Source organism: Candidatus Formimonas warabiya (assembly GCF_002777255.1).
Classification (GTDB): Bacteria; Bacillota; Dehalobacteriia; order Dehalobacteriales; family Dehalobacteriaceae; genus Formimonas; species Formimonas warabiya.
This window is the reverse complement of the sequence record NZ_CP017634.1, coordinates 4,967,969-4,981,561: the sequence shown is the minus strand read 5'-3', so window position 1 is coordinate 4,981,561 and position 13,593 is coordinate 4,967,969. Positions and strand designations below refer to the sequence as shown.

Annotated in this window: 13 protein-coding genes; all 13 read right to left on the bottom strand. The window is 46.1% G+C overall.

What is annotated here, in order from left to right; all coding sequences use genetic code 11:
* Positions 1-309: 309 nt before the first annotated feature.
* Positions 310-864, bottom strand: coding sequence for a 2-oxoacid:acceptor oxidoreductase family protein (locus DCMF_RS22700; protein ID WP_335582362.1), 555 nt, complete (start codon positions 862-864; stop codon positions 310-312).
* Between the two features lie 61 nt (positions 865-925).
* Positions 926-1,747: a 2-oxoacid:ferredoxin oxidoreductase subunit beta gene (locus tag DCMF_RS22695; protein ID WP_148136536.1), complete on the bottom strand. Its 822-nt coding sequence runs from the start codon at positions 1,745-1,747 to the stop codon at positions 926-928.
* 1 nt (position 1,748) lies between these two features.
* Positions 1,749-2,888, bottom strand: coding sequence for a 2-oxoacid:acceptor oxidoreductase subunit alpha (locus DCMF_RS22690; RefSeq protein WP_148136535.1), 1,140 nt, complete (start codon positions 2,886-2,888; stop codon positions 1,749-1,751).
* Positions 2,878-3,081, bottom strand: a complete 204-nt coding sequence (locus DCMF_RS22685; protein WP_148134251.1) for a 4Fe-4S binding protein — start codon at positions 3,079-3,081, stop codon at positions 2,878-2,880. The genes DCMF_RS22690 and DCMF_RS22685 overlap by 11 nt, the downstream gene beginning before the upstream one ends.
* Before the next feature lie 91 nt (positions 3,082-3,172).
* Complete coding sequence (locus tag DCMF_RS22680; protein ID WP_148136534.1) at positions 3,173-4,393, bottom strand: NADP-dependent isocitrate dehydrogenase; 1,221 nt, start codon at positions 4,391-4,393, stop codon at positions 3,173-3,175.
* A 349-nt stretch (positions 4,394-4,742) separates the two neighbouring features.
* Positions 4,743-5,456 carry a GntR family transcriptional regulator gene (locus DCMF_RS22675; protein ID WP_148136533.1) on the bottom strand — a complete coding sequence of 238 codons (714 nt, stop codon included), beginning with the start codon at positions 5,454-5,456 and terminating at the stop codon, positions 4,743-4,745.
* Between the two features lie 40 nt (positions 5,457-5,496).
* Positions 5,497-6,129, bottom strand: coding sequence for a cobalamin B12-binding domain-containing protein (locus DCMF_RS22670; protein ID WP_148136532.1), 633 nt, complete (start codon positions 6,127-6,129; stop codon positions 5,497-5,499).
* A 379-nt stretch (positions 6,130-6,508) separates the two neighbouring features.
* On the bottom strand, positions 6,509-7,966 hold the full coding sequence (locus tag DCMF_RS22665) for a trimethylamine methyltransferase family protein (RefSeq protein ID WP_214658824.1): 1,458 nt from the start codon (positions 7,964-7,966) through the stop codon (positions 6,509-6,511).
* Positions 7,967-8,036: 70 nt separating this feature from the next.
* On the bottom strand, positions 8,037-9,002 hold the full coding sequence (locus tag DCMF_RS22660; protein ID WP_148136530.1) for an ABC transporter ATP-binding protein: 966 nt from the start codon (positions 9,000-9,002) through the stop codon (positions 8,037-8,039).
* Positions 8,999-9,982 (bottom strand): ABC transporter ATP-binding protein, encoded by a 984-nt coding sequence (locus DCMF_RS22655; RefSeq protein ID WP_148136529.1) that lies wholly within the window; start codon positions 9,980-9,982, stop codon positions 8,999-9,001. Before DCMF_RS22655 ends, DCMF_RS22660 begins: the two co-directional genes overlap by 4 nt.
* Before the next feature lie 48 nt (positions 9,983-10,030).
* Positions 10,031-10,933: an ABC transporter permease gene (locus tag DCMF_RS22650; RefSeq protein WP_214658823.1), complete on the bottom strand. Its 903-nt coding sequence runs from the start codon at positions 10,931-10,933 to the stop codon at positions 10,031-10,033.
* A 40-nt stretch (positions 10,934-10,973) separates the two neighbouring features.
* The gene (locus tag DCMF_RS22645) at positions 10,974-11,918 is read right to left on the bottom strand and encodes an ABC transporter permease (RefSeq protein WP_148136528.1); all 945 of its coding nucleotides are present in this window, start codon (positions 11,916-11,918) and stop codon (positions 10,974-10,976) included.
* Positions 11,919-11,978: 60 nt separating this feature from the next.
* Entirely contained in the window at positions 11,979-13,520 is a 1,542-nt protein-coding gene (locus tag DCMF_RS22640; protein WP_148136527.1) for an ABC transporter substrate-binding protein, read from the bottom strand.
* Between the last annotated feature and the right edge of the window lie 73 nt (positions 13,521-13,593).

The following is a 13,593-nucleotide window of genomic DNA, read 5'->3' as shown; positions in this document are numbered from 1 at the left end:
CCTACCTCTCTGTTTCCTATTAAGCATTACCTCCCTCCCCTGTTTTCTGTAGCTTTTCTTGTACCTGTCAGCAGTTTGCGGCGAGTTCTATTGTCAACAATCCTACATTTCGAGCTCGCTATTCAGCATCAATTGTACTACTTAATCAAGACAAAGTACGCGGGCATACCTCCTTTTTTAATGTATCCAAGTATACCATTATTACTGTGGTATATTCGGCCCTCCGCCTCAATATCCTCCTTTCCTTTAACAAAAATTTAACGAAAAATTTATTTTATAGGCAAACGGTCTCTAAAATGCCTGAACCTCTTATATCACCAGCGTCCGGCTCACCGTAAGCCCCGCCTGCACAGCCCTTAGATTGATTTCTTCCGTCCCGGCAGGAATTCTGTCCAACACCGCTTCTTTCAGGGCTTCCTCGGTTACCACTTTGGTCACGCCCACGATGGCCCCCAGGGCGACGATGTTGGCCGTCATTCCCAGGCCCGTTTCTTTCTTGGCGATTTCCGTGATGGGAATCCGGTAAATGTGTGCCGCCTTGTTCGCCCCGATATTCGTAACCAAAGTGCTGTCAATGATCAGGATTCCTCCCTCTCTGAGATCCGTAGCGTATTTATCATAGGCCTGCTGGGACATGGCCAGCAGGATGTCCGCTTCCCCGATTTTGGGGTAGTTGATCTCCCGGGTGCTGATGATCACTTCGGCTTTGCTCGCCCCGCCCCGGGCCTCAGGCCCATAGCTTTGGGACTGGACAGCCTTGTACCCGTCGAGGATCCCCGCCTCGGCCAGAATGATGCCGCCCAGAATCAGTCCCTGCCCTCCGGTGCCGCTTAGTCTCACTTCCCATTTGTCCCCCATTGTCATTCATTCCCTTCCCAGGCATTCAAGTCTATCTCATTGCCCCTTGTCAATTGTACATGATCCATTAAGCTATTCCTCCCTGTAGTTTGGCGATGAGCTTGTCGTATTCCGCCGTGTATTCGGGAGCTGCTGATTGATGAAGTTCTCCGATGAGGAATTTTCCCTCCAGTTCGGCTGGTGTCATTTTTTCCGCCGCTTTTTGGTTTACGGCATGCTCTTTCGCCCAGTTGACCATTTCTAAAGCGTTTTTCATTTTGTTCCTTCTCCCGTAGCTGACCGGGCACTGGGAGACGGCTTCAATCAGGGAGAACCCTTTGTGTTTGGCCCCCGCCACAATGAGGTCGGTAAGCTGTTTGGCATGATAGGTGGTACCCCGGGCCACATAGGTGGCCCCGGCCCCTTTGACCAGTTCACAAAGATCAAAGTTCCTTTCGATCATGCCGTAAGGAGCGGTGGTGGCTTTTTTCCCTGTGGGCGTGAGGGGGGAGTATTGACCTCCGGTCATGCCGTAAATGTTGTTGTTGATGATGACGGCGGTGATGTCGATGTTCCTCCGGCAGGCATGGATCAGGTGGTTCCCCCCAATGGCGGAACTATCCCCGTCTCCCATGAAGACAAAGACATTCAGTCTTGGCTCGGATAGTTTGACTCCGGTGGCAAAGGCCAAGGCTCTCCCGTGGGTGGTGTGCAGGGTGTTGAAATCCAGGTAGGTGGTGGCCCGGGAGGAGCAGCCGATGCCGGAGATGACCACGGTTTGATTTTGATCGATGTTCAGTTCTGCCATGGCCCGGGCAAAGGCCCCGAGCACGACGCCGTTGCCGCACCCGGGACACCAGATGTGGGGGAGCCGGTCCTGCCGGAAGTATTTTTCGTAAGCTTGCTGCATGTTATTGGACCCCCTTTACCGCATCGATGATTTCTTGGGGTGTGATCAGTTCTCCGTCTATTTTGTTGACGCCGATGACCTTGGTCAGCCCCCCCGCCGCCCGTTCGATTTCCAGCTTGAGCTGTCCCATGTTCATTTCGGGGACAATAAGGGCTTTGACTTTGCCGGCGATTTTTTTGATTTCTTTTTCGGGAAAGGGCCAGATGGTGATGGGCCGGAAGAAGCCGATTTTATGCCCGAGGGCGTTTAACCGGTCCATGGCCTCTTTGGCGGACCGGGCGCTGCCTCCGTAAGCGATGATGACGATTTCGGCGTCTTCGATATCCTGGCTTTCCCAGGCCAGGATGTCGGCAAGATGGTTTTGGATTTTGGTGCTGTTTCTTTGGTTCATGCGTGCTACCGCCTGGGGCGCCATGGTGGAGAACCCGCTTTCGTCATGGGTGAGTCCGGTGACGTGGTAACGGTATCCGGTACCGAAGGGAGCCAAGGCCGGCACGCCGTCTTCTCCCGCTCCAAAGGGGATGTATGCTTCCGGAGAAACTTCCGGTTTTTTCCGCTCCAGGATGTCCAGCTCTGCGACCTCGTCGAAGTTTAGGGGTTCTCTTAAGTGGCCGATCACTTCGTCCATGAGCAGGATCACCGGGGTCATGTATTTTTCCGCCAGATTGAAAGCCCGTACCGCCAGGGTGTAGCATTCTTTGATGGAGGCGGGACAAAGGGCAATCACCGGGTGGTCGCCGTGGGTGCCCCACCTGGCCTGCATCACGTCGCCCTGGGCAGGACTGGTGGGCAGACCGGTAGAAGGACCTCCTCTTTGCACGTTGACAACGACGCAAGGGATTTCGGCAATACAGGCATAGCCCAGGTTTTCTTGTTTTAAAGAGAATCCGGGTCCGCTGGTGGCCGTGAGCGCTTTTTTCCCCGTCAGGCTGGCCCCGATCACGGCCGCCATGCCGGCGATTTCGTCTTCCATTTGGATGAACTTGCCCCCCACTTTGGGCAGTTCTTTGGCCATGACTTCGGCGATTTCCGTGGACGGGGTGATGGGATACCCGGCAAAGAATCTCACCCCGGCTTTTAAAGCCCCCAGGGCACAGGCCTCGTTCCCTTGCAAGAGCCGGATATTTTTCTTACCGGTCATGATCTTCACCTACCTCAATGCAAAAGTCGGGGCAATGGAGGGCGCAGATTTTACAGCCCGCACATTTGTCCGCCTCTTCTACTACGGCTTTGCCCAGATAGTTTTCCCGGAATACTCCTTTAGGGCACAACCCGATACAGATACCGCACGCTTTACAGTGTTTTTCGTTGACACTGACACTGTACTTTTTCATGTCTTGCCTCCTTGATAGTGGTTAGTAGGCATAAATTTATCCTCAAAACCCCAGAAGGTTCACTACAGTATGATCAAACCTGGAAAATTAATTATTTTGCCAGACGCTGATTAACTTCCCTGAGAAAGTCTTCCGTATTGACAATCTTTTTGTTTTCATGATCTGAAAGCTGTGCTAAATCTTTGGTCATGACTCCTTCTGTGATGGTCCTGATCGATGCCTCTTCCAGCCTGTCAGCAAATCTAACAAGCTCATTGATCTGATCTAATTCTCCCCGTTTCCTTAATGCTCCGGTCCAGGCAAAAATGGTGGCCATGGAATTGGTAGACGTCTCTTCCCCCTTCAGATGCTTATAATAATGCCTGGTTACCGTGCCGTGGGCTGCTTCATATTCATAGCACCCGTCAGGTGATACCAAGACAGAGGTCATCATGGCCAGGCTGCCGAAGGCTGTCGCCACCATATCGGACATCACGTCTCCATCGTAATTTTTACAGGCCCAGATCATACCTCCTTCCGATCTGATCACCCGGGCCACGGCATCGTCAATCAGGGTATAAAAGTATTCAATACCCGCTCTGGCAAATCTATCCTGGTATTCCTTTTCAAATATTTCCTCGAAGATATCTTTAAAAGTGTGGTCATACTTTTTCGAAATCGTGTCTTTTGTGGCAAACCACAGTTCCTTCTTTTGATCAAGGGCAAAATTAAAGCAAGCACGGGCAAAGCTTTTAATGGACTTGTCCAGATTATGCATGCCCAGGATCACTCCCGGGCCATCAAAATCATAAATAGTCTGTCTGGACACCTCTCCCTTTTCAGGCGTATAGACTAATTCCGTTTTTCCCGGCCCCGGTACCCGGTATTCCACATCTTTGTATACGTCACCATAGGCATGACGGGCAATACAAATAGGTTTTTTCCAGTTTCGCACCAAAGGCTTGATGCTCTCAACAATAATTGGCGTACGAAAAACGGTACCGTCTAAGATCGCTCGAATGGTGCCATTGGGGCTTTTCCACATTTGTTTCAGGTTGTACTCTTTTACTCTTTGGGCATTTGGAGTAATCGTGGCACATTTTACCGCCACACCATATTTTTTCGTGGCCAAAGCAGAATCAATAGTAATTTGGTCGTCCGTTTCATCCCGTTTCAGTAACCCCAGGTCATAATATTCCGTCTTTAAGTCCACATAAGGCTTGATCAAAATCTCTTTGATGGAATTCCAAATAATCCTGGTCATCTCGTCCCCGTCCATTTCGACTAAGGGGACCTTCATTTGAATTTTGTTAACGCCTTCCAATTTGACCATACCCCCTTTTTCTTATTTCCCCTGAGTAATATTTGGTATACTTGGATACAAACTTATACCACTAAATTCCTTTATCCTGCTCTTTTGCCCAAAAAATAAAAGAGAATGGATAAAAAAGCGGAAATATAGGATACAAGTATTCAATAAAAGAGTAATTCTATTTTTTTAATTAATTTCCTCCCCGCGCATCATAAAAATTTATCCTATCCAACCTTACAGCTGAGAAAGTAGAAAACTTAAATTTTAATATTTTCGGACAAGAAAATAAAATACGGGTGAAGAAACCTTACACCCGTACCAATCAAGATCGATTGCATTTTGATAAATTCAGAAAAACCAATTTTATTAACTACCGCACTCCTACAAAATAAGAATATGCTTTGATTTTCATATAGTCCCCTTTGTAATATGTTTTCCCCCATCCAATCGGCTGGTCTTCTTGATCATAGAGACTCTGCTCCACAACTAATAAGGGCTCCGATTCCTTTAAACGCAACATTTTGTTAATTTTGGGCTTAGATGGTTCAGTAAAGATAGATAATTCTTTTTTTATGGCAAAGGGAGAACTCTTTTTAGCTACCATATCTGGAAAGGTGGCATACTGGATCTCTTTTTCCACAATCGGCTTTCCCCGGTCATAGGGTAAGTACTTCACATCGTATGCGATGGGTTCTTCATTAGAATACACCAACCTTAGGATCACCACAACTTTTTTCTCACCGGTAATATGAAGCTTTTGCTTTACCTCCGGGTCAGGTGTAATGGCATCTACACCCAATAGTTTACTATAACTGGTATTTTTTTCTCCATTGTTCAATTCATTAAAGAGTAAAGTATATTTACTGTGATCGGGTTGAACAATATAATATCCTTTACCGGGGACTGAATAAATAAACCCTTCATTCTCGAGCATGGCTAGACTTTTTCTTACCGTCAGCCTAGTGGTTTGATGCTTTTGCGCCAGTTCATTTTCAGACCAGAGCATATCCCCTGGATTCCAATCACCCTGAAATATTTTTTGTTTAAGATCTTTGTAGATTTCGATATAAATTGGAAAGCTCATACCATTCAGTTTCTCCTTCAAAAATAACTCGCTACAGAATTTAATTCCGTTTCACCCATGATAAACATATGTGCAATCCCTCTGAGGGGTCTTTCGTACTTGCATCCGCTCCTAAACCGGAACCAGCACCAGGATTAATACAATTCCCTCCTAAGATAATCTTAACCTTGTCCCTTAACCCGGCCTTTTCTAATTCCCCAATGATCACTTTCATGCTGTCTAAAGCTAAAGTTAGCACTCCGCTGATCCCTACAATATCAGGCTGGATTTCCTGAACAGCTTTACAGAAGTCTTCTGCGGAAACGTCAATACCTAAATCAATTACCTCAAAACCTACTGCTTTCATCATACTCCCGAATATGTTTTTTCCGATATCGTGCAAGTCACCAAAAGCTGTCCCTAAAACGATGGAGCCCGCCTTATTTGCAGAGGCATTCAGCCTTGGCTTCATTTCTTCCATTTCCAGAATACTCTTAAACAAATTTCCTACCATGATTAAATCTGCAATAAAGCATTCCCCTTTTTCATAAAGCTCTCCAACCTTTTCCATACCTATGCGTATCTGTTCCTGAATAAAAAGCGGGTCTATCCCATTCTGAAGCCGATTTTCCACTAATTCCATTGCCCGCTTTTCGTCTATTCTTTCCACCGCACTAATCAACGCCTGATCCATTGTTCCCCACCCTTAACTCTATTTTTTAGGAAAGCCCTTTTTCTCATAACTCTTACCTAATACCCTCCTATTCGGCAAAAAAAACTTACCTCCTCCTTCTGTCAAATTAATCCTGTAATTTAAATGCACTGGGAAGTAGAACCCGGTACCTCACAAAGATAAACAGCACTTCAGATGACTAAAGGAAGTGATACGTATTATCGCTTCCTTTAGTCTATTTTTTATGGGGGCAAAAAAGGCTGTTATTTAGATTCTCACAAAATCTATCACACTTTGGTTCCATGCTTCGAAAATTGCCATTTTTGATTTCTCCTGTCACCCTGTGAAATTATTATTTTTATTTGGTTTCCGTTAAAAATTGACGAATTATTTTAAAAATTCAACCGTCTACCCTTTTTGCCAGTTCGCAATCAGCTTTTTCTACTATTTCCTCTAAAAGACGAACGGTGTTTTCAGGTAAATATGTTTGTGTTTCTTCGCCCAGGATACTGTTTACTTTGACCTTTGCCCTATCCATAATTTCAGATTTTGATTCTATCTTTCCTCTAATCCGTCCATTCCGGTCAAATACCGACGGTTGAAAAATTTCCCGGCAATGTTCAAAGGTATGGCGGTGTGCCATAAAACTTCCTTTTCCTGAAACCACATCGAAGATGCATTGTACTGCCAGCTGATCTTCACTCAAATCCACGCCGTGATTCAATCTTTTAAACATTCCCAAAAGGTCATTATCTACGACCAACTGTCTTAAACTAATCGTATTTACCCCTTCCAGACTTCCCACAGCGCTTAATATATCTGTCTTAGCAAGCATTACTACTAGTCCCAGGAAAGTACGTTCAAGCATAGACTGGCTGTCTCCAAACAAGGCATCGGAACCAAAACTGTATGTCCGGCTTGGAATCCCGTAGAATTCTTTCGTGAGCTGAACCCCGGCCGCATTTCCCAGGGTCGCTTCGACTGAAGTCTGTAAGGCGATGCCGTTGACCATGTTCAGGGGTAATTGCTGCGTCACACCAATTACCGGTAAACCAGGACTTATCACCTGGGTTAATACTAAGCCTGCTAAAAATTCTGCATTGCTTTGCAGCACACTGCCGGCAATGGTGACTGGACCGGATCCGCCCGGACAATTCAGAGAAGCAACATGTACAGGTAACCCGTATTCCCCAGCTGCAAAGATCACGTCAACATCAAAGGCCTTATAACTTAGAGGCGATGTACAACAGGCAACCATGCTGATCGCCGGTCGTTTTTTTAGTTCTTCCTTTCCGCCCGCTACCAGTACTGCCATTTCACATAGGTAATTAAGGCTTTCCGAACTGTATGGTTGGATCATAATATGTTTCTTTGTATATTCCAAAGCGCATTTAAAAGCATGAATATCCCTTGTTTCCTGAGGGGTGTCCATGGGTGTAGGAACCGCACAAATATCAATATGCTCCAGTTTATCAATAAGCCTGACCCAGTGTTCTACATCTTTCGTCTGCACATACCGGAAGGTATCCGTTTCAAGGTCTATGCACCCCTGAGAACCGGTCCCGGTACGGGAATAAAAGCCGTTTTCCGGGTGGGGCAGCACAATATCGTTTTGGGGATCAAATCCTGCCAATACAAAACTTTTGGGGGCTGATTTCAAGGATTGTTCTACCAGGTCCTGTTTAATATAAGCACGATGATTTTGATAATCAATAGTTGCTCCGGCTTCTTCCAGTGCTTTCAATCCCTCACGATGCGGGATAGAAACACCCAGTTTTTCAAGTATCCCAAGGGATTGTTCATGTATTTTTTCCATCTCAGTTTGGGACAAAATTTGTAATCCGCTTAATTTAGCCAACTTCATCACCTCTAGTTTTTTTGTTTGCTATGATAGTATCGAAAACGAAAAATTCCATCCAAGACAAATATTATGCAAAGTGGCAGGCCACAAAATGTTTTTCATCAACCTGCCTTAATAAAGGCATTTCATGTCTGCACTTTTCTGTGGCATCTTTACAGCGGGTATGAAAATAGCAGCCGCTTGGCGGGTTAATGGGGCTTGGCACTTCTCCCTGGAGCACGATTCGCTCATTAGCTTTTTTCGTATCCAAGGTCGGTATGGCAGAGAACAAGGCCTTCGTATAAGGATGAAGCTGTTTTTTAAACAACACATCTTTGGGACCTGTTTCCACCAGCTTGCCCAAATACATCACACCCACCTGGTGAGAAATAAACTCCACCACATCCAGAGCATGAGAGATAAATAAATAACTAATTCCAGTACGCTGCTGCAGATCGAGAAGAAGATTAAGAATTTGCGCCTGAGCCGAAGTATCAAGAACCGATACCGGCTCGTCCGCAACGACCAGTTCCGGCTCCAAGGCCAATGCCCTGGCAATGGCCACCCGCTGCTGCTGCCCGGAGGAAAATTGGGAGGTGCGCTGTCCTAAACAATAAGCAGGAAGACCTACCATTTCCATTAGTTCCTTTACGCGTCGCCGCTGTTGGGCCCTATCACCGATTTTATAAATCTCTAGCGGTTCTTTAATCAACTCTTCCACAGTCATAAAAGGATTCAGGGAAGCAGAAGGATCCTGAAAAATAATTTGAACCCTTTTATGCAGCTCTTTTTTCATTGAATTCGTTAATTTATGCGCACGCCAGCCTCCCATGGCAATACCACCGTCTGTTTGCTCCAGTAAACCTGCCAGCATGCGCCCGACAGTCGTTTTTCCGCACCCGGACTCCCCCACCAAGCCAAAAGTATTTCCTTTTTCAATCACAAACGAAACATCATCCACTGCCTTAACTTCCGCGGTGACCCGGGAAAGAAGTCCGCTGCGAATGGGAAAAAATTTTTTTAAGTTCTGGACCTGCATCAAACTCTCGCTCATACGGTGATCGCCCCCTTTTCTGCCCTGGCCCAACACTTAACAACAGTTTCACCATCAACTACCTCTGTTGGTTCCTCAATCCGGCATTTTTCTGTAACATTCGGGCACCGGGTATGAAAATGACATCCTTGAGGAAGATCTGCCGGGTCAGGAGAAATTCCCTTTAATACGCCTAATCTGTTTCGGTCCTTGGCAGCGCCCGGAATAGCATCAAGCAGAGCGCGCGTGTAGGGATGTTTGGGGTGATGCAAGACTTCACGGACACTTCCCTGCTCCACCACTTGTCCTGCGTACATCACCAGCACCCTGCTGCACATTTGGGAAACAATGGCCAAGTCATGAGTAATAAGCAGCATCGCCATTTCTGCGCTTTCTTTCAAACGCTTCATCAGGTCAAGAATTTGGGCCTGGATCGTAACATCAAGACCGGCTGTAGGCTCGTCAGCCAATAATACCTGTGGATTACACGCCAAGCCCATAGCAATCATCGCCCGCTGGCGCATACCGCCCGAAAACTCGTGCGGGTAATTATGGACACGACGCCCGGGATCAGTTACCTCTACTTGTTTCAGCAGCTGCACAGCTTTTTGAAGGGCTTCGGTTTTGCTCATTCCTTCATGGATTTGCAGAACCTCAGCAATCTGATCTCCTACTGTACGTACCGGATTAAGAGAGCGTAAAGGTTCCTGAAAAATCATCGCCATTTCTTTTCCTCTGATATGAGAGAGTTCAGCCTCGGAACAGGAAAATAAATTTTTCCCCTTAAAATGGACACTTCCGCTCTTAATCCTCCCTGGCGGGGTAATAAGATTTAATATGGAAAGACCTAATACACTTTTCCCGCACCCTGACTCCCCCACTACCCCGATAGTCTCACCCGGTTTAAGCGTCAGGCTGATGCCGTCGACAGCCTTCACAGTGCCTCTTGGGACGTCAAAATACGTTTTTAGGTTAGATACTTCTAGAATATTTTCCTGCATAATTACCCTCCTAAAACCCACTATCAACCCTAATTTGTTTTAGAAATACTAATTCTTATTACTTTGCAACACGGTACGCAACCCATCCCCTAAAAGGTTAAATCCCAAAACCGCAACTAATGTAATAGTGGCCGGAGCAAAAGCTATCCATGGGGCTGTCTCCAAATATGGATAACCTGTTTTCAGCATCTGTCCCCAACTTGTATGCGGCGGCTGCACGCCTAATCCTAAAAAACTCAGACTCGCTTCAGTTAAAATAGAAAATGCAATGGTTAAAGTGGCCTCAATGACAATTAAGGGGACCAGGTGGGGAAATACGTACTTCGTCATAATTCTGATATGACCGGCATGCACTGCTCGGGCTGATTCAATAAAGTCTCTTTGCATTACGGTCATGACCTGCCCTCTGATCAGGCGGGCAAAACGGGGTACTGACACGATCCCCAAAGCAATGATCGTATTGGTAAGGCTTATTCCCATCAGGGCACTGATAATTAAGGCTAAAACTAAACCTGGAAAAGCCATCATAATATCCATCGTTCTGGTGACGATAGAATCCATCCATCCTCCGAAGTAACCGGTAACAAGTCCAATGAACACACCGGCAATAGTAGCAACGGCAACGGATCCTAGACCAACAATCATAGAGACGCGGGCACCATAGATGATCCTGCTTAGCTCATCACGGCCCAAATCATCCGTGCCAAGCCAATGAAGGGAACTTGGAGCCTGCAGCACAGCGGTGGTACTTGGGGCAAAAGGATCTGCAGGCGCAAGATGCGTGCTGAATATAGCAACGACCAGCAGAAACAGCGAGACAATAAGCCCAATAGCCCCTTCTTTCGTTTTAAAGCAACGTATAAATACGGAAAACACAGCATGAATCCAATTTTCGTCTTTTATAGGCTCTTCAACAGGTGGGATATCAGCGTGTTTATTGATGTCTGGCACTGGCCCAACCTACTTTCTTTCTAATATTGTCTTCAAATCATTAATAATACTTAATCCGTGGATCAAGAAAAGCATAGATAATATCTACAACAAGGGTAATTAAGAGCACTGAAATAGCGATAAACAAAATTGTACCCTGCAATACCGGGAAGTCCCGCTGAAAAATCGCATCAACCATCAGTCGTCCCATCCCCGGCAAACCGAAAATGGTTTCAGTAACCACAGCGCCGCCAAAAAGCTTTGCCATTTCTACCCCTAATATGGTTACCGTAGGAATCAGAGTATTTTTTAAAGCATGGCGTATCAAGACTCTGCGCCAGGGAACCCCTTTTCCCCTAGCTGCCAAAATGTAACGCTGTTTTAACACATCGGTCATCGTACTGCGTACATACCGGACAAATGTTCCCAGATAATAAGTAGCTAAAGTTACGGTAGGCAAAAGAATAAGCCGAAGATTACCCGCCAGATCCTGCGAAATCGGTATATATCCGGCCGGAGGAAGCCACCGTAAAATGATGGAAAACAGATAAATCAGCAATATGCCAATCCAAAAATTCGGCATGGCAACGCTGAAAGCGGCCAAACCGGAAACGAATCTGTCAAAGCGGCTCCCTTCATTTACCGCAGACCAAATTCCCAAAGGAAGAGCAAAAACAATCGCAATTGCAATGGATAAAAAAGCAAGTTCCATCGTCACAGGCAACCGCTGCAGCATTACTTGCACCACAGGCATCTGGGTACGATAGGATTTGCCCAGATCTCCTTGGATCGCCTTCTCAAACCAATGTCCATACTGAACATATAGGGGCTGATTAAGGCCCAAATCTTCACGAATCCGCTCTATAGTAGCCTGATCCGACTCTACGCCGGCCATCATTGATGACGGGTCGCCTAGCAAAGAATGCATCATCAAAAATACTACAATGCTGAGAATTATCATGACCGGAATCAAACCCAGTAGCCTTTTTAACGTATAAGTATACATTTCTTTCCCCCCAAATTGGGAAGGGAGGGGGTAGGCCCCCCCACCATCCTTCTAAGAAACCTATTCGACCTTAAGATCACGCACCCGAATAATCCCATCGGGGATAAACTCGTAACCCGTGACGTTGCTTCTTTGCGCGACCAGCATGGAAGGATAATAAATCCATACCATAGGCGCATCATTGACGATTAACTGCTCGGCCTGTTGAAACAGCTTTGTTCTTTCGGCTTGATCATAGGTGGCATTACCCTTGCTGATCAGATCGGCGACCTCCTTGTTATTATATCTGTCATTATTGGAAAAACCGGCAGGACTGAAATGCATGTCCAGAATCGTGCCCGGGTCTGCCCGCGGCGTCCATCGTTCAATAAATGCATAAGTCTCCCCGCTTTGCTCCATACTGTAGTGTTGACTGTAATCAACAGGTTTTACCTGCACATTGATGCCGATCTTACTCAATTGCTGCTGGACAAGCTCACCTATTTTTTGATAAATCGGCGTAGCGGAAACAGTCATCACAAAACTGAAATTAGCCGGTACACCCGCTTGTTTTAACAACTCTTTTGCCTTTTCAGGATTATAACTGTATGCCTGCAAATTGGGATTCGCCGCCCATCCTGTAGGTAACGGCCCGAGCCCGGGCTTACCATTACCGCTGGCAACCAAATCAATGATTTCTTGGCGGTCAATGCCATAGGAAATTGCCTGCCGCAAAGCCAAATTATTGAAAGGCGGCTGGTCACACCGCATACCAAGTTCAATAAATGTCATGCTGTCGTATTTACCCACTTTAATATTGGCATCTTTTTCAAGCAAGGCAATGTCGGTGGGTAAAACGTCGTCGATGATATCCAAATCGCCGGTGCGAAGCATTTGTTCCCGCACTGTCGTATCCGGCACAAATTTAAAGACGATTTGATCAGCAAAAGTTTTGGATGTATCCCAGTAACCGTCCCATTTGGTAAGGGTGATATGGTCATCTTTCACCCATTCCGTCAACTTGTAGGGTCCCGTACCGACCGGATTTTGTCCAAATATGTCCCCTGCTTTTTGCACCGCATCAGGCGATACCATAAAACCAGGTCTCTCCCCTAAGACGGAAAGAAAACTAGGGTAAGGAGAGTCGAAAGTAAATTTCACTTCATAGGGGCCCAATACCTCTACAGTTTTAAGAGGTCCCAGCAGTTTCTTACACGGAGATTTCGTGGCCGGATCAAGCATGCGGTCAAAATTCCATTTCACAGTATCCGCGTTAAAATCTGTCCCATCCTGGAATTTTACGCCTTCCCGCAATTTTAAAACGCAACTCTTGGGGTCCGGATTTGTCCAGGATACTGCCAAACCCGGCTGAATATTAAAGTCCTTGTCATACTGCACCAACGTATCAAATGTTGCATACATAATATAGCGCTCAGTCAACTGAGTAGAAATAGCAGGATCAAATGTATCCGCGCCGGAATTTAGCCCTACTCTAACTACTTGTGCTGCTTTTTCCGAGGTTGTCCCTGAATCAGAACTGTCTTTCGTACCACACCCTGCAGTTGAAATAAGAAGAAATGTCATCAACACAAAAAACCATAACATCCCCCAATACCGTTTCATCTTCTCAAACCTCCCAAATTTTCGAGCTTTTTTCTTTACAGTACTGTTTTCAACCTTACTCCAAACCCTTTCT

Bases quoted from the DNA above. Each gene is read 5' to 3' on its own strand.
- DCMF_RS22700 (WP_335582362.1), bottom strand. From the start codon at position 864: ATGACAATGGGGGACAAATGGGAAGTGAGACTAAGCGGCACCGGAGGG.
- DCMF_RS22695 (WP_148136536.1), bottom strand. From the start codon at position 1,747: ATGCAGCAAGCTTACGAAAAATACTTCCGGCAGGACCGGCTCCCCCAC.
- DCMF_RS22690 (WP_148136535.1), bottom strand. From the start codon at position 2,888: ATGACCGGTAAGAAAAATATCCGGCTCTTGCAAGGGAACGAGGCCTGT.
- DCMF_RS22685 (WP_148134251.1), bottom strand. From the start codon at position 3,081: ATGAAAAAGTACAGTGTCAGTGTCAACGAAAAACACTGTAAAGCGTGC.
- DCMF_RS22680 (WP_148136534.1), bottom strand. From the start codon at position 4,393: ATGGTCAAATTGGAAGGCGTTAACAAAATTCAAATGAAGGTCCCCTTA.
- DCMF_RS22675 (WP_148136533.1), bottom strand. From the start codon at position 5,456: ATGAGCTTTCCAATTTATATCGAAATCTACAAAGATCTTAAACAAAAA.
- DCMF_RS22670 (WP_148136532.1), bottom strand. From the start codon at position 6,129: ATGGATCAGGCGTTGATTAGTGCGGTGGAAAGAATAGACGAAAAGCGG.
- DCMF_RS22660 (WP_148136530.1), bottom strand. From the start codon at position 9,002: ATGAGCGAGAGTTTGATGCAGGTCCAGAACTTAAAAAAATTTTTTCCC.
- DCMF_RS22655 (WP_148136529.1), bottom strand. From the start codon at position 9,982: ATGCAGGAAAATATTCTAGAAGTATCTAACCTAAAAACGTATTTTGAC.
- DCMF_RS22645 (WP_148136528.1), bottom strand. From the start codon at position 11,918: ATGTATACTTATACGTTAAAAAGGCTACTGGGTTTGATTCCGGTCATG.
- DCMF_RS22640 (WP_148136527.1), bottom strand. From the start codon at position 13,520: ATGAAACGGTATTGGGGGATGTTATGGTTTTTTGTGTTGATGACATTT.